Origin of the sequence: Pseudomonas sp. SJZ103, from assembly GCF_007828335.1 — a bacterium.
Lineage (GTDB): Bacteria > Pseudomonadota > Gammaproteobacteria > Pseudomonadales > Pseudomonadaceae > Aquipseudomonas.
In genome coordinates, this window is the sequence record NZ_VIUN01000021.1 from 42,373 (window position 1) to 60,524 (window position 18,152).

The 18,152-nt window shown below is 61.6% G+C and carries 15 protein-coding genes and 1 pseudogene; 5 read left to right on the forward strand and 11 right to left on the reverse strand.

Annotation, left to right across the window (positions count from 1 at the left end; translation table 11 throughout):
- Nucleotides 1-26: 26 nt before the first annotated feature.
- From FBY10_RS31930 to FBY10_RS29280, 5 genes are all read right to left on the reverse strand, one after another.
- Complete coding sequence (locus FBY10_RS31930; RefSeq protein ID WP_256663606.1) at nt 27-158, reverse strand: hypothetical protein; 132 nt, start codon at nt 156-158, stop codon at nt 27-29.
- A gap of 164 nt (nt 159-322) precedes the next feature.
- Entirely contained in the window at nt 323-2,533 is a 2,211-nt protein-coding gene (locus FBY10_RS29265) for a GMC family oxidoreductase (RefSeq protein ID WP_131696456.1), read from the reverse strand.
- Nucleotides 2,530-3,042 (reverse strand): sorbitol dehydrogenase, encoded by a 513-nt coding sequence (locus tag FBY10_RS29270; protein ID WP_145338651.1) that lies wholly within the window; start codon nt 3,040-3,042, stop codon nt 2,530-2,532. The genes FBY10_RS29265 and FBY10_RS29270 overlap by 4 nt, the downstream gene beginning before the upstream one ends.
- Nucleotides 3,039-4,406: a cytochrome C gene (locus FBY10_RS29275; RefSeq protein ID WP_145338652.1), complete on the reverse strand. Its 1,368-nt coding sequence runs from the start codon at nt 4,404-4,406 to the stop codon at nt 3,039-3,041. The genes FBY10_RS29270 and FBY10_RS29275 overlap by 4 nt, the downstream gene beginning before the upstream one ends.
- Before the next feature lie 156 nt (nt 4,407-4,562).
- A complete protein-coding gene (locus FBY10_RS29280; RefSeq protein ID WP_256663607.1) occupies nt 4,563-4,820 on the reverse strand; it encodes a sterol desaturase family protein in 258 nt (85 codons plus the stop codon).
- 217 nt (nt 4,821-5,037) lie between these two features.
- On the opposite strand from FBY10_RS29280, the pseudogene FBY10_RS29285 reads away from it, so the two are divergent.
- Nucleotides 5,038-5,148 (forward strand): annotated as a pseudogene (locus tag FBY10_RS29285) (carboxymuconolactone decarboxylase family protein); the annotation flags it as partial.
- 18 nt (nt 5,149-5,166) lie between these two features.
- Here FBY10_RS29285 and FBY10_RS29290 read toward each other — a convergent pair.
- From FBY10_RS29290 to FBY10_RS29305, 4 genes are read right to left on the reverse strand one after another with little or no spacing between them, the layout of a single operon-like run.
- Complete coding sequence (locus tag FBY10_RS29290; RefSeq protein ID WP_145338653.1) at nt 5,167-5,676, reverse strand: response regulator; 510 nt, start codon at nt 5,674-5,676, stop codon at nt 5,167-5,169.
- Nucleotides 5,673-7,988: an ATP-binding protein gene (locus FBY10_RS29295; protein WP_145338654.1), complete on the reverse strand. Its 2,316-nt coding sequence runs from the start codon at nt 7,986-7,988 to the stop codon at nt 5,673-5,675. Before FBY10_RS29295 ends, FBY10_RS29290 begins: the two co-directional genes overlap by 4 nt.
- Nucleotides 7,985-8,638 carry a response regulator transcription factor gene (locus FBY10_RS29300; RefSeq protein WP_131696451.1) on the reverse strand — a complete coding sequence of 218 codons (654 nt, stop codon included), beginning with the start codon at nt 8,636-8,638 and terminating at the stop codon, nt 7,985-7,987. The genes FBY10_RS29295 and FBY10_RS29300 overlap by 4 nt, the downstream gene beginning before the upstream one ends.
- On the reverse strand, nt 8,635-9,813 hold the full coding sequence (locus tag FBY10_RS29305; RefSeq protein WP_131696450.1) for a sensor histidine kinase: 1,179 nt from the start codon (nt 9,811-9,813) through the stop codon (nt 8,635-8,637). The genes FBY10_RS29300 and FBY10_RS29305 overlap by 4 nt, the downstream gene beginning before the upstream one ends.
- Nucleotides 9,814-9,977: 164 nt before the next feature.
- On the opposite strand from FBY10_RS29305, the gene FBY10_RS29310 reads away from it, so the two are divergent.
- Nucleotides 9,978-10,496, forward strand: coding sequence for an SgcJ/EcaC family oxidoreductase (locus FBY10_RS29310; RefSeq protein WP_145338655.1), 519 nt, complete (start codon nt 9,978-9,980; stop codon nt 10,494-10,496).
- Nucleotides 10,497-10,744: 248 nt separating this feature from the next.
- Here the strand turns inward: FBY10_RS29310 and FBY10_RS29315 are convergent, their stop codons facing one another.
- Nucleotides 10,745-12,832 (reverse strand): TonB-dependent receptor, encoded by a 2,088-nt coding sequence (locus FBY10_RS29315; RefSeq protein ID WP_145338656.1) that lies wholly within the window; start codon nt 12,830-12,832, stop codon nt 10,745-10,747.
- A gap of 83 nt (nt 12,833-12,915) precedes the next feature.
- On the reverse strand, nt 12,916-13,305 hold the full coding sequence (locus FBY10_RS29320; protein ID WP_145338657.1) for a DUF2946 family protein: 390 nt from the start codon (nt 13,303-13,305) through the stop codon (nt 12,916-12,918).
- A 201-nt stretch (nt 13,306-13,506) separates the two neighbouring features.
- Here FBY10_RS29320 and FBY10_RS29325 point away from each other — a divergent pair, with 201 nt between their 5' ends.
- The 3 genes from FBY10_RS29325 to FBY10_RS29335 all read left to right on the forward strand — a co-directional run bounded on the left by FBY10_RS29325 (nt 13,507) and on the right by FBY10_RS29335 (nt 17,872).
- Nucleotides 13,507-13,692, forward strand: a complete 186-nt coding sequence (locus tag FBY10_RS29325; protein ID WP_131696446.1) for a hypothetical protein — start codon at nt 13,507-13,509, stop codon at nt 13,690-13,692.
- 653 nt (nt 13,693-14,345) lie between these two features.
- Nucleotides 14,346-17,243, forward strand: a complete 2,898-nt coding sequence (locus FBY10_RS29330) for a PAS domain S-box protein (protein ID WP_145338658.1) — start codon at nt 14,346-14,348, stop codon at nt 17,241-17,243.
- Nucleotides 17,243-17,872, forward strand: coding sequence for a response regulator transcription factor (locus FBY10_RS29335; protein ID WP_145338659.1), 630 nt, complete (start codon nt 17,243-17,245; stop codon nt 17,870-17,872). Before FBY10_RS29330 ends, FBY10_RS29335 begins: the two co-directional genes overlap by 1 nt.
- The last annotated feature ends 280 nt before the right edge of the window (nt 17,873-18,152 follow it).

Below are 18,152 nucleotides of genomic sequence, written 5' to 3' on the forward strand. Positions count from 1 at the left end.
CGCTCCTTGACCCATTTAGGGCTGTCTCAGTCCACGATTTGCACGGCGAGGACATGGAGCAAAACCTGCTGGAATTGAGCGTCTGTCATCTCGCCCTGAAGCTGACTGGCCTGTGCGCGTGCTAATAGCTCGCCGAGCCAGATATGACTTTCTTCCATGAATGTCCACCTGTTTCCTATGACTTTAAAGACCGGGGGCCGCCCCCGAGGTGCATGGGTTTGAAGTTTACCTATCGATTCGAGTAGTGGCGAGTAGCCATTTCCGACTGTCTGCCAGCCACCTTCAAAAAATGGGCTGCGGGTTTTCCCCGCAGCCAAGGACCCTACGTGGTACCGAACCCCACCAACACTGTCAGCGCCCCCTGGTTATCCCCCAACCCAACGCCATAACGCCCCTCCAGATCATCGTTGATACACAGCTGCAATTCCCCGGTCTGCCCCGTTGGAATTTCCGCCAGGTCACCCACCAGAAACGGTGTCCCGCTGCTGCTCACACGGCCAATCAGCGCCCCCTCATTAGCCCCCGCCAAGGTGTAGCCCGCCTTGGCGATCAACCCCGGGCTGCCGTTGCCATCGACCATGCCGCCCACCGGGCTGGCCAGCCACTTGCCGCTGACATAACGCACCAGGCGCGGGCTCGGGCCGCTGATTTGCACGCCGGTACCTTGCCACGGCTGGTTGGCCTGCACCTGTACCGTCGCGGCTTTAAGCTCGTTGCACAGGGTGTCGCCGGCCTGGATCGACAGCGCGGCGATGGTCAGGCTTGGGTTGGAGGTGCCGGTGGTGGGGAACACGCCATCGCCCACCAGGAACAGGTTGTTGTGGTCCCAACTGCGTTGGGTCTTGTCCACCACCGAGGTCTTGGGGTCATCACCCATGCGGTAGGTGCCCATCAAGTGCCCTGCACCCTGGAACGAATAGGATTGCCCTTGGTAGGTGAACACCCCAGGCGGGATGTCGGCAGTCAGTTCGGTAGCCCCGAGCAGTTCGGTGATGACATGACTGGCCAGAATACGCGCCTGTTTGAAGCCCTCCTTGGTGTAGTCGGACAGGTCGTAGTGGATTTCCGGGCGCGGGATACCCAGGCGGTCCTTGTATTGGCCGGAAGGCACGATGTAGCAGTTGGCGTTATTGGGATCCTCCTCCACTTGCTCCACCAGGAAACCCACCCGAAATTGCCGCGTAAGCAGGTTGTTCAACTGTTGCACCAGCGCCGTGCCGAACAGCACCTGGGGCGCGCCCGGGTTGTTTGGCAGCGGGTTGGTGTGGCTGACGTTGGTGCCATCAATCAGGTCGGCGACGGTGGTGTACGGGTCGCCGATCGGCCAGTTGAAGCCCTCGTTGCCGATCTCGATCCGCCAGGCCGCGCGCTGGCTGCGGAACGCGCCGTCGCGCAGGCTTTCGATGCCGGAGGTGGACACCGGGCCGCGATACGGGAACACCGTCTTGCCCTCGGGCATCAGGCCCCAGGCCAGGTAGATCGGGTGGTCTGCCAGGCTGCGCCCGACCTGGCCGCTGCTGTTGGCCACGCCCTTGGGCCAGGCGCTGCTGGTGGAATTGAGCAGCAACTTGGGCGTCTCGATGGCATGGGCGGCGATCACATAACGTTGCCCGACGGCAACGCCCGTGCCGGTCGGTGGTCCATCACCGAGCTGGTACTGGATGAACTCGATACCGCTGATGCTGTTGTCCGCCGCGACGGTGACCTTGCTCGCCACGGTCTTGTACAGCACCCGCACATTGCCGGTGTTGAGCGCGTTGTTCATGGTCACCGTGGCATCGTACTTGGCCTGGATCGGGCAGATCGGCGTGCAGTTGGTGTTGCCTGCGCATACCCGTCGCCCGGCATACGGCTGCGAGTTGCGTCCGGCTGGCGTCGGGCTGACCACCAGGGGCAGGCCCTGGAACGCCTGGCCCTGCACCGCGTTGACGAAGCTGCCATCGACCAGCGACAGCGGGATGCTGGTCATCGGGTATTCATAGTTGGCCGGGAAGGTAATGCCCAGGTACGCCTGGTCGGCCACATTCGCCGCCACACCGATTTCCGCCTCGGCACGGCAATACGCGCTTTGCAGGTCGTTGTAGCTGATCGGCCAGTCCACCCCCACGCCGTACAGCGATTTCATTCGAAAATCATTCGGCAGCATGCGCAGGCAAGTGGCGACCCAATGCCAAGTGGTGCCGCCGCCCACGCGCTCATAAGTACTGGTGAACGGCAACGGGCCTTTTTGCACCAGGTAGCTGATGGCGGGGTTGTTCCAGCCATTGATCAGGTCGGCGATGGTCGCGCGCGGTGCGTTCTGTTCAGCCGGGTTGCGCGCCGGGCTCAGGGTGCTCACCGGTGGGTAGGGTGATTCGGGCGTCTTCAGTGTGGCGGTGTAGAAACGCTCCAGGTACTGGTTGCGATTGGGCGGGATCTCCGGCCCCGATTCCAACACCAGCACTTGCACTCCGGCCAGCCCCAATTGATAGGCAATGAGGCTGCCTGCAAGGCCCGCACCGACAATCACCACATCTGCTTGTTCGCTACTCATGACGATGCTCCTGGCTGCGTGCTGGCGGTGACCCCGGTGAAGTCTTCCAGGTTGGGCGGCGGACTGTTCCAGTAGCCGAAGAAGAACTCGCTGTAGCCCATGGGGTGGGCCTGGGCAATACTCCACGCCCAGCTCTGGGTGTAGGCCTCGTCACTCACCACGGTTTGCTCGCCGAGCGGGAACGCACCCTGGGTATACGGCTGGTACCACACGCCCAGCAGCCAGAGCTTCATGATCGCGCGTGCCACCTGGGCGGTTTGCGTCGGTGCCGGTTGGCCGTTCTGCATCAGGATCGCTGTGCCGATTTGCTGCGGAGTCGCCTGGTCGGCCGCCAGCGTGGCGTATTGCGCGAGCAGGGCGCTGAGCACGCTTTGGCCGACACGCGGACCGATGAAATCGAGAAAGGTCGTGGGCAGGCCGATGGGGTCTACCGACGGCGCCAGCAGTTCCTGATTGATGCCGGTGAGCACCACGCTCAGGCCGGTGAAATTGTCCAGGTCGGTACTCATGGCTGACTCCTTGTCACACCGGTGGATTGGGCGCGCTCGAGCAGGTAGGTGAAGTCCGCGAAGCTGGTGCGCGGCGACTGGGTAACGTGGGTGGCGGCATTGCCGTGGCAGGCGATGCAGCTCGATGACGCTTGGGGCACGGTGCCCTGGATATAGGTCTCCAACGTGGCATTGGCGAGGAACGACGGTGCCGGGTTACCCAGCGGCTTGGTGGCGGAGATCTGGCACGGCGGTTGGCCGCTGAGCGTCGGCCACTGGGTGCTGATCAACTGGTAGTTGGCCCATACGCTGTTGGGGTTAACCGTTCGCAGCAGGGTCTGGTAGGTGGTGTTGAGGGCCTTGGTTTCATTGGTCAGCGGTATCTCGCGCACGATCTGCGAGGGCGCGGCCTTCACCGCGGGGTTCCACGGCCGGGGCGGCGGCTGGTTGACCTCGGCCTGGCTGCTGGCGCTGTAGAACAGGTACGGGCCTTTGCGCTCGGCGGGAGGCGTGGTTTTTTCCGGCACATTGTCGACGTGCTCAAAGGTCGACCACACCCACTGCGGCGCGCTGGTGGTCTTGTGCACGATATGCAAGCCAACCAGCCCGACCGGCTCGGCCACGCAGGACTCGGCCACCACCGGCCCTTTGCTCGGGTCGCTGTTGCCCGGCGTATACACCAGGGCGTCGACGCTATGGAAGCTGGCGGGATTGTCGTTGCCGTCCAGCACCTTCCACGAGGCCTTGACCATCAGCGAACCCACCTCACTGGTGTGCGGGTTACCGCAACTGAACGCCACGGCATTGGTCGGGCTGGCGGCAAAAAACGCCTGTTGGCCTTGAATGCTGTAGAGGCCGTTGTTGACGATACCGTCGAACATCGGTTGGTTGACCACGATTTCATTGCGCGTGTACACGCCGCTCTGGTCCACCAGAGGGCCGCTCTCAAACGGCTGGATAAACTCGTCGAGCACATCCGGGACCTTGCCCATCTGTTGCAGCAAGCGCCCGGAACCCTTGCCTTCACAGGCTTTCGGTACGCTGGCGGGCGCGTGAAAAGGCAGCGGCTTCTGCCCTTGGGCCAGGAATATCTGATAGCTCTCCTTATAGCTTTCCCACACGGTGGCCGCGTCCTGCTGGCCGATCTGCACACCGTTATTGGGTTGACCCGTGTCCAGGGCCGGCCAGTTCAGCGCAATGAACGTCTGCCACGACATTTCATCGAAGTTGGCTTGCAGGCTGTCGAGAGAGAAGGGCGGGGTCGCCGTGACATCGAAGGGTATTTGCGTAGACAACGTGGGGGCCGCGACGACCAGGGGGCTCAGCAACGCGCCAAACAGCGCACAGCCGAACCCGGGCCGGGGGCGATGGGTTTCCATTCTCATCGGTATCTCCTAGGCATCAGGTGCCGGGAGACAGTGGGTCCGTCATGGACTCTTCAATGCGCCTCCTGGCACGGGCTAGAGCGTAGATAAGGTTGGCGGCGCAGGAGTGTGGGCGGCTAGATTTGTTCGTAATAAAAACAATCGCCAAGCAGAGGTTCAGGCGTGCTCTGTTCGAATATAAGTGCGAAACACATGGTCCCACAGCGGTGAAGAAACCCCGAAATTCTTCTCGATGCCTTTGCGGTGATGCAGGTCGTGATTGGCCACCAATCCCGGAATAAAGGCATAGGCCCAATGCTGCGGGCGGTGCATCACGTAGTGCAGCGAGATGTAGACGAAATAGCCGGCTACGGCACCGATAAAGGCCGAGGTGAGGCCGGTGAACCAGGCGAGCAGCAACAGCACTGGCAGCAAAATGAGGGGTGTGTCACATCGTCGTAATACTGCGAACGGCGCGCGTGTGTTGTGGGCCCGACCCAATGCGTTGGGCCGGCAGTCGTCGACCATTGTTTCTCGTTACTTCAACGCCGATATCGCCAGCGCACCGCGCTTGCTTGCGCCGCCGTTCATTCTTGAGGACTGTCACTTGGATGAGATAACCGACCAACTCCTGAGTGCGGTGAACAGTACCGTGGTCGAGCTGGTCGGGGTTTTCGGCTATTACGCCCTGGTGGCGATGACCCTGAATGTGTTTGCCGTTCGCCGTGATACCGACACACCGCTTCCATTTGCCGAACCTTGAAAACCGAGCCCGCGGGCACTAGCAGCGTCGTGTCGCCGCTGACCCCGGCTGGGCCTCGACGTTGCCGGGCGTGGAGGTAGCACCGCGCCGCTGCAACAACTCAATCTGGCCCGCCGGCACCAGCGTACGCAGCGTCTTGTACAGCACCCGGGTTTCCAGCAGGTTCCACACCCGCAGCATGGTTTCCAGCGCGTCCAGGGGTTTGCTGATGAAGTCCCGGGCGCCCAGGGCCAGGGCGCGCAGGCGCGTGTCACGGGTCGCGTCGGCAGTGAGCACCAGGATCGGCAGGTATTCACCCTGGGGGATGCGCCGGTTGAGTTGTTCCAGCACCGCAAAGCCGTCGAACTCCGGCATGTGCAGGTCGAGGATCACCAGGTCCGGTTCGAAGCTGTTGAACAACTCCAGGGTGCGCAGCGGCTGGGTGCTGCTCAGCACGTTGGTCAGCCCTTCGCGCGCCAGCAGTTGCTCCACCAGGTCGAGGTTCGGGCGTTGGTCGTCGATGATCAGGATACGCAGGTCGAGGTTCACGCGGGCTCCGGAAAAGCTTGGTCGAGGTGGGCGAGAAACGCCGGCACGTTGATCGGTTTGTTCAATACCGCGGTGGCGCCGGCCTCCTGCAAGGCCTGGCGGGTAAGGTCGCTGGCGTCGGCGGTGATCATCAGCACCGGTGTGTCGCGGGTGATCAGTGACTGACGCAAGCGTTGCAGTACCTTCAAGCCATTGATGTCCGGTAGGGACACATCCAGCAGAATCAACTGTGGCGCATGCTGCGCGGCGAGGTCCAGGCCCAGTTGGCCTTGCATGCTCGACAGCAGTCGTATGCCGGGCCGGCGCTGCAGCAGGGTTTCGATCAGCGCCAGGCTGGAGAGGTTGTCCTCGATGCACAACACCTTGCCCTCGAAGGTGCTGACGACGGGGGCAGGGCGCTTCAATTCGATGTCGATGCCGGGCGTGGCGATGCTCGGGGCTTGCGCCACGCGCACGAAGGGCAGTTCCAGAGTGAAGCGCGAGCCGATGCCGGGTTGGCTCTGCACCGTGAGTTGGCCGTCCATGTTTTCCAGCAGGCTTTTACTCAGGGCCAGGCCCAGGCCGCTGCCTTCCACATTCGGGTCGGCCCCCAGGCGCTCGAAAGGCTTGAACAGTTGGCCGATATGATCGGCGGCGATGCCGTTGCCGGTATCGCATACCGACACGCGGATACGCTGCCCATGGATGCCGACCTCAATGCTCACCTGGCCATCGCGCCGGTTGTATTTGATCGCATTGGACAGCAGGTTCAGCAGCACCTGGGTCAGGCGCTGGCGGTCGGCAACGATGCCCGTGTCCGCCGCCAGTGCCGGCAGCGGCTGCAACTGCACGCCCGCGTCGGCGGCCATGGGCGACACCAGCGTCAGCGCCTCTTGCAAGGTGCCCGCCAGCGGGATCGGCACGATATTCAACGCCAGGCTTCCGGCCTCGATCTTGGCGATGTCCAACACTTCGTTGATCAGCGTGAGCAGGTGCTGCCCGGCGCGCAGAATGTGACCGACATCGGCCTTTTGCGCCTTGGGCGCGTCCATGTCCAACAACTGCGCAAAGCCCAGGATCGAGTTGAGCGGGGTGCGCAGTTCATGGCTCATGCGTGACAGGAACTCGCTTTTGGCGCGGCTGGCGCGTTCGGCCTCCTCGCGGGCGGTGCGCAGGGCGATCTCCGCCGCACGGCGGTCGGTGATGTCGCGGGTGATCTTCGAAAATCCGCGCAGGGCGCCGGTGCCGTCGTACTGCGCGGTGATGACCACGCTGGCCCAGAACCGCGTGCCGTCCTTGCGGCAGCGCCAGCCTTCTTCGGTGTAATCGCCGTTGCGGGTGGCCTCGCGTAAGGCCATGTCCGGGTGCTGCGGGCATTCCTGGGGCAGGTAGAACACCGAGAAATGCTGGCCGATGATCTCCTGTTCGGTATAGCCCTTGATCCGCTCGGCGCCGTTGTTCCAACTGGTGACATGGCCCGCCGTGTCGAGGGCGAAGATCCCGTAGTCCTTGACCCCATCGATGATCAGCCGCAAGCGTTCTTCGTTGTCGCGCAACGCGCGTTCGCGTTCGGCCAGCAACAGTCCGGCTTCCACCAGGCTGGTGCCCAACTGGCCGATTTCGTCTTGTTCCGGCGGCTGTGGCAGCAGCGGCGAGCCCAGGGCCAGGCGCTGGGCATTGCGCTGCACATTCTGGACCCGGGCGACAATGCCCTTGGACAGAAACAGCACCGCGACAATCGCCCCGAACAGTCCGCAGATCGCCGCCAGCCAGGTGGAGAGCAACAAGCGTTGGCGGGTCTCGGACGCGGCGGCGCTGCGCTCGGCCAGCAACGACTCCTCGAGGGTGAGCATGCTGCTGATGTGTTGGCGCAGGGCATCGAGGATGTGCTTGTTGCTGATCAGGATGGCACTGATGGACTCCGGTGTGGCGTCGCTGTCCTTGAGCATTTCCTCCAGCCCGTCGACCTTGCCGTCGATCAGCGGCTTGATCGCGCTGAGCTGCTCGCGCACCCGTTGATCGCGTACGTTGCGGTCCAGTCGGCGCAGGGCTGACTCGATCTGGGGCTTGGCGTTCAGGTAGCTGGGCAGGAAGTCTTCGCGGCGGGTGAGCAGGTAACCGCGCACACTGGCGGCGGCTTCCGCGAGCAGGGTATGCACGGCCTGAATATCGCTTTGCACGCGCAAAACACGGCGCACATCCTCTTCGGCGCGGGCGGTCTGGCGTTCCGTGGTGTAGATCAGCACCAGGGACAGCAACAGCACCACCAGTGGCAGTGAAATCACGACCAGCGCCTTGCCGCGCAGCGGCAGGTCGGCCCAGCGCCGCTTCATGTTGGTGTCACCAGGCCCAAGGCGATGCCCCGCACGGCGGCCTGGGTGCGGTCGGCCGCACCGAGCTTGCCGATCACCCGCTCGACATGGGCCTTGGCCGTGCCGGTGGTAATGCCCAGGTGTTCGCCGATGGCCCGGTTGCTCATGCCGTTGGCGACCAAACCGAGGACCTGGCGTTCCCGTGGGGTGAGCGGTTCGCTGGGGGCGGCACCGCTGGCCTGGCGTTCGGTCATGCGCCGCAACAGCCGGGCGCTGACCGCCGTGTTGAGCGCTTCGCCGCCAGCGGCCACGTGTTGCAGCGCCTGGATCACCTCGGCACGGTTGGCGTCTTTGAGCAAGTAGCCCACCGCACCGGCATTCATGGCCGCCTCCAGGTACTCGGGGCTGTCGTCCATGGTGAACATCACCACCTTCACCGCGGGCAGGCGTTGTTGCAGCAAGCGTGCGGCGCCCAAGCCGTTGAGCCCGGGCATGCGGATGTCGAGGATGACAATATCGGGCAGCAGTTGCTCACACAGTTCCACCGCTTGTAGGCCATCGCTGGCTTGACCGACCACCTCGAACTGCGGATGTCCGGCCAGCAGGGACACGAAACCGGTGCGCGTGACTTCATGATCGTCCGCCAGCACCAGGCGCAAGACGTGGGTCATTGGGGTACTCCAATCAAGGGGGCTGGCACGCGGGCGTGCAGTTGGGTACCGCCGTCGACTGTGCTGACGCAGGTAAAGCTGCCGCCCAGCAGGCTGGCGCGCTCCTGCATGGTGGCGAGGCCCAGATGCTGGGCGTCATCGAGGGATGGCGCTGAGGTGAAGCCTTTGCCGTTGTCGTCCAGCCGCAGGGACGCCTGGCCGTCGTGCAGCGCCAGGGTCAGTTGCACCCGACTGGCGCGCGCATGCTTGAGCACATTGTTGATGGCTTCCTGGCCGATCCGGAACAAGGCGATTTCCACCTGGCTGGGCAAGCGCGTCTCACAGTGCGCCTGCCACACCACGCTGATTCCGGCGTCACGCAGGCGGTCGGCTTCTTTATCGAGGGCTTTGAACAAACCGAAATCATCCAGCACCGTGGGACGCAGGCCCGCGATCAGTTGCCGGCCCTCGCCGACAGAGTGTTGGGCCAGGGTAAGAATCGCCTGCAGGTCGGCGGCCAACGCGTCTGGCAGCGGCGGGCAGCGCCCGGCAAAGCCCTGCAGCCGTTGGTGCAGACCCGCCAGGGTTTGCGCCAGGCCATCGTGCAGGTCGTAGGCCACACGCTTGCGTTCGTCCTCCTGGGCGCGAAGCAAGCGGTTCACCAGGTCGGACAGGGTTTTGTCACGGAGCTTGAGGGTGGTCAGCAGCCGATCGTTTTCCAGGTGGGCCGCCAGCAGGGTGGCGAGCAGCTGCAGGGATTCGCTGTCTTCGTGCTCCGGCGCCCGCAGGCTGACGCTATTGCCCAGCACCAGTACGCCAAAGGCATGGCCATCACCGGCGCGCAACGGCACTTGCAAGACGCTGGGCAAGTCCTCTGCTGGTCGTTCCTGCCAGCACGGCGTGCGCAGGCTGCGGTCGGCGAGGGCGGCCAGGCTGCCCAATCGCGCCGGGTTGCCATGGCGGGCGCTGGTGTAGGCGACGCCCTCGGCGTCCCACTCCTGCAGCAGCCCGTGGTCCATCGCCAGAAACGCGCAGGCCCGCGCGAGCACGTGTTCGCGCATGGCGTCGGGGGCCAGCTGGCGCAGTTGCTGGCCGGTATCCACCAGCAGGCGCAGGCGCGCCGTACGGCTTTGCGATTGGCGAAAATGCGCGCGCATGGCCAAGGCGCTGCCGGGATCATGGGGCGTGTCATGCATGGGTGATGCTCCATTGCTGCGGGCGCGAGGGTTAGCTATTAAACAGGGTCGGGCACCTTGGGCGCTATCTGCCAAATGGCATAGGTAAATACCTCCGGTTGGCCGATGGCGGGCAGCGGGCAGGTTGGCAAAGTGGCCTCAACGACGACCACTGGAGTAACGCCATGAAATTCAAGATCGCCCCAATCGCCCTGATGTTTGCCCTGAGCGTACCGTTTGTTCACGCCGCCGAGACGGCCCCGTATGTCTACCGTGAGGTGGCCCAGGCGCCAGCCAATGTGAAAGACCGCGAGATTGCCAGTTTATTCGACCGCTGGAACAGCGCCTTGCAGACCGGCAACGTGAAATCGGTGGTCGACCTTTATGCGCCGGGCGCTGTGTTGCAGCCGACCGTGTCCAACCAGGTACGCACGACGCCGGATCAGATCAAGGACTACTTTGACCACTTCGTGGCGCTCAAGCCGGTGGGCCAGATCAACTACCGCGAGATTCGCCAGCTGGGCAGCAACGTGGCCATGGACAGTGGCGTCTACACCTTCACCCTGACCGAGTCGGACGGCAAGGTGCGCCATGTGCAGGCACGCTACACCTTCGTCTATGAGCAGGTGGGTGGCCAGTGGAAAATTCTGAATCATCACTCTTCGGCGATGCCTGAAGTGCAGGCCAAGCACGCCAAGCAGTAATGATTGGAGGAAAAATGCCCATCCCTTGCCGGGGGTGGGCATTTTTTTGTTATGGCTGGGAGATTGGTCCTGTGACGGATCCATAGCCTGGCGACATTTGACTGATTGTCTCCTATCCAAATGTGGGAGGGAGGCACTACCTCTTCGATGCAGCGCTGTCGCCCAGTAAACTGGAACCTCTGTGGCGAGCGGTACAAGCCCGCTCGCCACAACAGCGCTGTCTGCCGGACGTTCAGCGTTGAGCCCATTCAGAAGTCCAGCGTCACCCCGCTATACAACGCACGCCCGTCACCCGGTGAGTGCAGCGAGGCTTTGGCACCGTCCGGGTCATACCAGGCGTACTCGTAGTAGCGGTTGGTGAGGTTTTTCAGTTGCAGGTCGACGCTGAGCGACTCGGTTACCCGGTACGTCGCCCCCAGGTTCATCAGGACATAGCCGCCGTAAGTGCCCTGGGTGTTCTCGCGTTCCAGGTAGTAGTGGGTCTGGCCGTTCATCCACGCGGTCAGTTGCAGGGCCGGCGTGGCCTTGAAGCTGACGCCGGCGTTGTACAGGTGATGGGGGATGTGGTCGATTTCCTGGCCCTTGCTGTTGGGCAGCGTCGCGCTGGGCTGGAGGATTTTCGAGTACTGCCAGGCATAGGCCAGCCAGATCTCGGTGCGTTCATTCGGGTGCAGGTTCAGCTGCGCGTCGTAACCCCAGCGGCGGGTTTCGCCGACGTTGTCCGACTCGCCGCTGGGGTCATTGAGCCTGCGGCTGACTTCGCCACTGGCTTCCTGTTGCCAATACGCCACGCGGCCGTCGACCCAGTCGGCAGGGGTGAATTTGATCCCGGTTTCCCAGCCTTCATTGATGGACGGCGCCAGGTCGGTGTCCCTGGGCGGAATCTTGTAGGCCGCCGCGCCGCTGCCGACCTGGAACGTGCGCCCCCAGTTGGCGTACACGCTGGCCACGTCCCAAGGTGAGTACACCACGCTGAGCTTGGGTTGCCTGATCAGCCCGTAGTCGTTGATGTCGTAGTCCAGGCCGGTCATTTCATTGGTGAAGTTGCCCTGGATCTTGTCGACGCGATACGCCGGGATGATCTTCAACGACTCGAACGGCTTGATCTCGGCCTGCATGTAGGCGCCGTAGGTGTCGAAGTCGAACTGCTGGTCGCGGGTTTGCGCCAGGCGCGCGCGGTCCAGGGTGCGGTAGCGCTCGCTCCGGTTCTGTTGCTGTTGGGTATCGGCGCCGCCTTCCAGGGCGAAGTCATACAACCAACTGACTTGCGGGCGCCAGGTCAGCGAGGTGAGGGCACCGTACTGGGTTTCGTAGGCGTCGCGCTCCTGCTGGGCACTGGTGCGCCAGTACTGGGTCCAGCGTCGGTCATCGAACGTGTTGACGTAGGTTTTCGCCGACCAGGCAAGGGTGTCGGCCAGTTCGGTGTCGAAATGCACACTGACCTGATTCATGCGCCGTGTGCCTTTATCGCTGGCGTTGTAGCGGTTGGTCATGGTCGGGTGTCGGCGCGCATCGTCCTCGCTCAAGTAACCGGGCTCCTGTGCCTCGGTTTCGTAGTGACGGGCGATCAGGCCGATGCGGTAGCTGTTGTCGTCAGGGGTGTAAAACCATTTGCCGGACATCGAGAATTTGTCCGCCTCGGCATGGTCGCGGTAACCGGCGGATTTCTGGTAGGCGAAGAAGTAGTTCTGCGTCCAATTGCTGCCCTGGATGCCTTTGGCGAACTGCGTTTCCTGGGTGTTGAAGCTGCCATAACGCAGGCGCGCCTTGGTGTAGTCTCCGCCCGTGCGGGTGAGCATATTGACGTTGCCGGCAATGTTGTTCAGGCCGTAGCGCGCATCGCTGGTGCCGCGCACCACTTCGATACTGTCCAGCTCCATCGGGAAAATCATGTCCATGAAGGGCATGTTGCCGTCGTTGCTGTTGCTCGGAATACCATCGATCAGCAGCTTCACCGCATTCACTTCACCTTCGCCGTTGAAGCCGCGAAAGGAAATCTTGCCGGAGGTGGTGCCCTGGTTGAACTCGGTGAGCATCACCCCCGGCGCGCGGCTGAACAGCTCCCAGCTGTAGTTGACCGGCATTTTTTCGAGGATGTCGGCGCCGAGGATATCCACCGAGCTGAGCACGCTGGCGGTACTCAACGGGCCGCTGGCGCCGCTTGCACCCTGGACCGTGACGGTGCCGAGGGTCAGGGCCGAGTCTTCGCTTTTGCCGGCTTGGGCAAGGGCTGAACATAACGGGTTGAGGGCGAACAGGCCGGCTGAAATCAGCGGCCACAGGCAACGGGACACGGCGTGACGCTGCGCACGCGGCGCAGTCAAGAGAACAGGCATGGACATACTTCCTGATAGCCAAAAACTGCAAGGACGTTCCAGTCACCCGCATAGGGCAACTGATAACGCAGGGTTCGGGGCGATCAGGCGACAGGAGAGGCGCGCGGGTTCAGGTCCGGCCAGCGAACCTTGGGTTGCAACGTCGGCAGTAACGGGTTGTCGAGGGCGATATCGGGTGTATAGCGCGGCAGCAGATGCCGGTAATGGCTGGAGGGCAGGGCGGCCAGCCCGGCATGGCCACAGCAGCAATCGCTGTGCTTCATGGCGGTGGGTGCCGGGGCCTGCTGCGAAGGGTCGATCAGCTTGGCAAAGCCTGGCGGCAGGGCTTGCGACGCGCCCCCGGAGCAGAAACCGCCCCAAAGCATCAGGCCGCTGTCCGGCGTTTGCAGGGCACGGCTCAGCGGCATGGCCAGCATGTTGAGCAACAGGGCCAGGCAGGCGATCCAGGGGCTGATACGTTTGAACATAGCCATCGAAGCAATCGACGCAAAAGGGCGGGTATTTAGCCGCAGTTCAGGCATGAAATAAAACGCGCTATTTTGCCGCAGCACTGTCTTCGGCTGATGAGAGAGGCGTGGCGGCCCCCGGAGGAAGTGGCAGCGTGGTTTCGATACCCTGGCGTGCACCGGTTGCTGATAGGGTCATTGAGGTTTATCTCCCGGCCTTACTCAAACATGGGCGCCCGTCTTTGGTTCTATCCGACCGGGCTCGTAAATGCTGTCGAGCACGGTGAAGCGCGGGTCCAGCGCAACTGGCTCGCCCTGTTGGGCGTGCCCGAGGCGCCTCACTCACTGCTGGAATTCCGACGCCTGTACCTGCAAGACTTCCAGGACGGCGAGGGGCTGTTCAAGGGCGGGTAGGGAATATCGGAGTTTTAGGGGGGCACGCTATCAGGCTATTAGCAGGTGAAGTGTAAATAACGCTGGTAAATGAGCCAAATTCATGGGGTATTTTGAGTTGTGGATTAGATGCAGCGTATTAAACCGCTCGGCACAAATTAAGGAGGGTTTGTTGATAGCTTTAGTTGCTTCTGCCGGTTTGTTTATTGGTGTGTTGTCGGGAGGGTGATAAGGGTAAAGCAGTGTCATCCGAGTGTGCTCACCGCCCTGTGTTGACGTGTATTTTCGGTTTGGTCGTTATCTTGATAAGTCATCGGAGTTACTCAAGGAAAAAGACAGCGTAGACGCTTAAACGCAGCTTCGCTCTGATGTTCGCTTGTCAGTAACGGGGTGTTTGCTCTCGAAAGGATGAGGTTTGGCGTTCATTGGTGTCATAAACTTTGGTCTGGCTGGCGCAGCCCGTAAATGAGGCTACGATAATCTACAGCGTCGCTGTAGAGACCATCCGTATGGTGCTGCTGGTGTGAATCTTACTGGGATGTGTATTCAATCGAATGGGCGGCTACAGGCTTCGCCGGGAAACTGAATTCTTATTCGTCGACCATAAAAACCTTTCGAAGCGTTTACGGTGGGTTATTTCCTGGTCGTAAGAGTAGACGTTTGCAGGAGCTGCGATGGCTGACAAGGAAGTGCTGCAAACCCTTAAAGGCGTACTTGCCTGCCTTTCGGGTGCGGTTGTTGTCTTGGATCGATCTGCCCTGGTCGTCGTGGGTAACCCTGCGTTTTCGGCGTTGCAGCTCCAGCATGGAGTACCACCTGATGCAGGGGCCGAGTTTCTCGCCCTGCTGCGGCCAGAGGACTACGGGCTTTTTTATGCGGCGCTCGAGAAGGCCGATGGAAAGTCCCGGGTGTTTTTTGAGGCGACAGCGAGGGGAGTGGGCCGGTTGGGCGTATCGATAACGCCGTGGCAGCACGACTACTTTATCGCTGAGATTACCCCTGGCCTGGAACTCACTCGCTCTACCGCCGACGGCGAGCGCTTTTCAGATATACCCCTTAAATCGATTTTCGATTCATCCGGTACCGGGTTGGCGCTCGTGGCGCTTGACGGTCGGTGGCTACGGGCCAATAACGTGATTTGCACGCTGTTGGGCTACAGCGAAGCGCAGCTGCAAAGCACCACGTTCATGGCTTTGACCCACCCCGAGGACCGCGAGGTGGGCAAGCAGTTGATAGAAGAGTTGAAGGGCGGTGCACGGCAGGGCGCCACCTTGCATAAACGCTACATCCACCACGACGGTCAGGTTGTCTGGGTACGCTTGACCGTGGGTCTGGTGCGGGACGACCAGGGGCAGCCGATCTGTTTTGTCTCCCAACTGGAAGACATCACCGAGAACTGGCAACTGCGCGAAACCTTGCTGGGCAGCGAGCTCAAATTCCTCACCCTCGCGGAAAACTCACCCAATATCATTGTTCGTTACGACCGCAACTTGTTGCGCACGTACGTCAACCCGACGTTCCTGCTCTTGACCGGCATGTCCTACGACGAAGCGATCGGCGCCAGCCCCATGCAGGAGTCCGGCGACTACCTGAATCAACTGCGTCACGTGGCATCCACAGGCGAGACGGCTCAATTTCTGAATAGCTGGGTGGTCGCGCCCAGTGGTGATTATGTGAGTTGTGTGGTCAGCTTGATGGCCGAGCGCAGCCCTTCAGGTGAGGTGGTGGGGGTGCTGGCGCTCGCCCACGACATCACTGAGCTGCGTAAGCAGCAAGTGCTTGAAGATGCGCGTTTACGCATATTCGAAACCATGGCCACAGGGGCTCCTTTAGACGAAACGCTGGCGTTGCTGGTGGGCTACCTTCAGTTGGCCTTGCCCCACCGTTCCTGTGGCGTCGTGCTTGCCGACCCGCAAAGTCTCGGGTCGTCGGCACGCAAGCCTTCTGCCCCGACTCTTGGAGAAGGCGTTCCTTCATTCTGGTCCGAGCCCATCGTGGATAACCAGGGGCACATCCTGGGGGCTTTCGAGTTATCTCAGTCGCCTGGTTCCCTGCCGCAAGAGAGCGACCTGCAGCGCGTACGCCAGACCTGTCACATTGCGGCCATTGCCATTGAGCGCTTGCGCTCCGAATCGTTACTCAGGGAGCGCGAGCGCCGTTACCGGGATATTTCCGACCATACCCTGGACATGTTGTGCCTGCTGGAGGTTACGCCACTCGGTGACCTACGCTGCGTTGAGGTCAACCCCGCGTTGCTGCAGGTGCTTGGAAAACCGCATGATGATGTTATCGGCGAGGCGCTGGAGTCGATTTTTGGTCGGTCGAACGCGCGAAAAATCCAGACGCTCTACGAGCAGTGCAGGGCCGCCGCACGGGTGGTGGAGTCGGATGAAGGCATGCTGGTTCGCAACGAAGTCCGTAACTTGCATTTTACCTTGGTGCCGGTGGCTGATTCCGGCAGCGCGGGCCAACGGGTACTGGTGATCTGTCGCGATGTGACTCATCTGACCAGGGCCCGGCAAAAAGAACTGGAACGCCAGCACGACATCAACGCACTGGTGGAAAACAGCCCGGACGCGGTCGCCCGATTGAGTGCTCAAGGCGAAGTGCTTTATGTCAATGCGCAGTTGAGGAAGTGGGTGGGCGGTGCCTGGCCGGAACTGATGGGCATGCCCATGGATGAGGTGTTTCCCCTGAACGCTCAGTCCCAGCTTTTTCGAGAGTTGGTGGCCCAGGTGATTCAGCAGAACAAAGCCACGGAGCAGGAATTTTTATTGTCGGGTTTGAAAACCGCGCCCAAGGTGGTGTTGATCCATTTTGTCCCTGAGCTTGACGGCCAGCGCGTCGTCAGCGTACTGGCCGTGGGGCGCGATATTTCCAAGCTGCGCGCTGCGGAACGCCGCCTGGCCAATTCCAACGCCCAATTACGTGACCTGTCGACCCGCCGGGAAACGGCGCGGGAAGAGGAACGCAAACTGATCGCCAGAGAAATCCATGATGAACTGGGCCAGCACCTGACGGCACTGCGCATGGGCATCTCGTTATTGAGGTTTCAGTTCGGCACCGATACGCCTGAGCTCACCCCTCAGGTCGAGCGCTTGATGGCCCTGACCGATAAGACGATCCAGGTGGTGCGTGATGTCTCCACCAGCCTGCGACCCTCCGCGCTGAACCTGGGGCTGGTGTCCGGTCTTGAATGGCTGACAGCCGAATTCGTCACCTCTACCCGGGTTCCCTGCGCGTTGAACCTGCCTTTGATTCCCTTGACCCTTCCGGACACCCACGTTACCGCTGCATTTCGCATCGTGCAGGAGTCGTTGACCAACATCGCCCGCTACGCCGAGGCGACACAGGTCAGCGTGACCCTGACCCCGCAGGAGACGCACTGGCTGCTGGAGGTCCAGGATAACGGCAAGGGGTTTGACCCCGATGCCGTCGGCCGCAAGACGTTGGGCCTGGCAGGCATGCGTGAGCGTGGCTTGATGTTGGGCGGCAAAGTGATCATTTTCAGCCACCCCGGACAAGGCACGACGGTCCAGGCTTTCATTCCGATGCACAAGGATAGGTATTGATGATTCGAATGCTGATCGCAGATGACCACACCATCATGCGCGAAGGGCTCAAACAGTTGTTCTCGCTGGTCGCCGATTTGCAGGTAGTGGCCGAAGCCGAGAGTGGAACGCAACTGATCGAATTGTTGCGTCAGGTCGAGATCGACCTGTTGCTGCTCGACATGAATATGCCGGGCATCAGCGGCGAGATCTTGATCGCGCGCCTGCATACCCAGTACCCGAACCTGCCGATTCTGGTGTTGAGCATGCATAACGAAATCCATATCGCGCAACGGGCATTACGTGCCGGTGCGCTTGGCTACCTCACCAAGGACCGCGATCCCGAAACCCTATTGGTGGCGATCCGTCGGGTGGTCAGCGGCCAACGTTACCTGGACCCTGGGCTGGCAGAACAGATCGCGCTGCAGAGCAGTGGCTTGAAGCAGCAGACCTTTGTCGAGAGCTTGTCCGACCGCGAATTCCAGATCCTGCGCTTGCTGGCGCACGGCATGAGCGTCAACCAGATTGCCGAGCAACTCGTCATCAGCAACAAGACGGTCAGTACCCACAAGACTCGGCTGATGGAAAAAATGGGATTTTCTTCCACCGCCGACATTGTGCGTTTCGCGATGACCCTGGGTATTTCGTGACACGCGTACGGGGGTAGGAATTTTCCTAGCCTGATTCCCGGTATCCCTACCCCAGAATAGGGATGCTCCGATGGTGGCGATGCCATTATTGGGCCAGTATTCCCTTCAAGCAGCCGAATTGCCGATCAGGCGGTGGCGACAGGCTTTGACTGGGAGATAGACCGTGACCGATCAGACACCATTTCCTAGAGCGGCTCTGGCTCTGTTTCCCGTCGCCTTTGCGGGCCTGCTCGGCGGACTTGCGATTGCCTACAGCGAGCGCTTCAGCCTGGAGGCGATG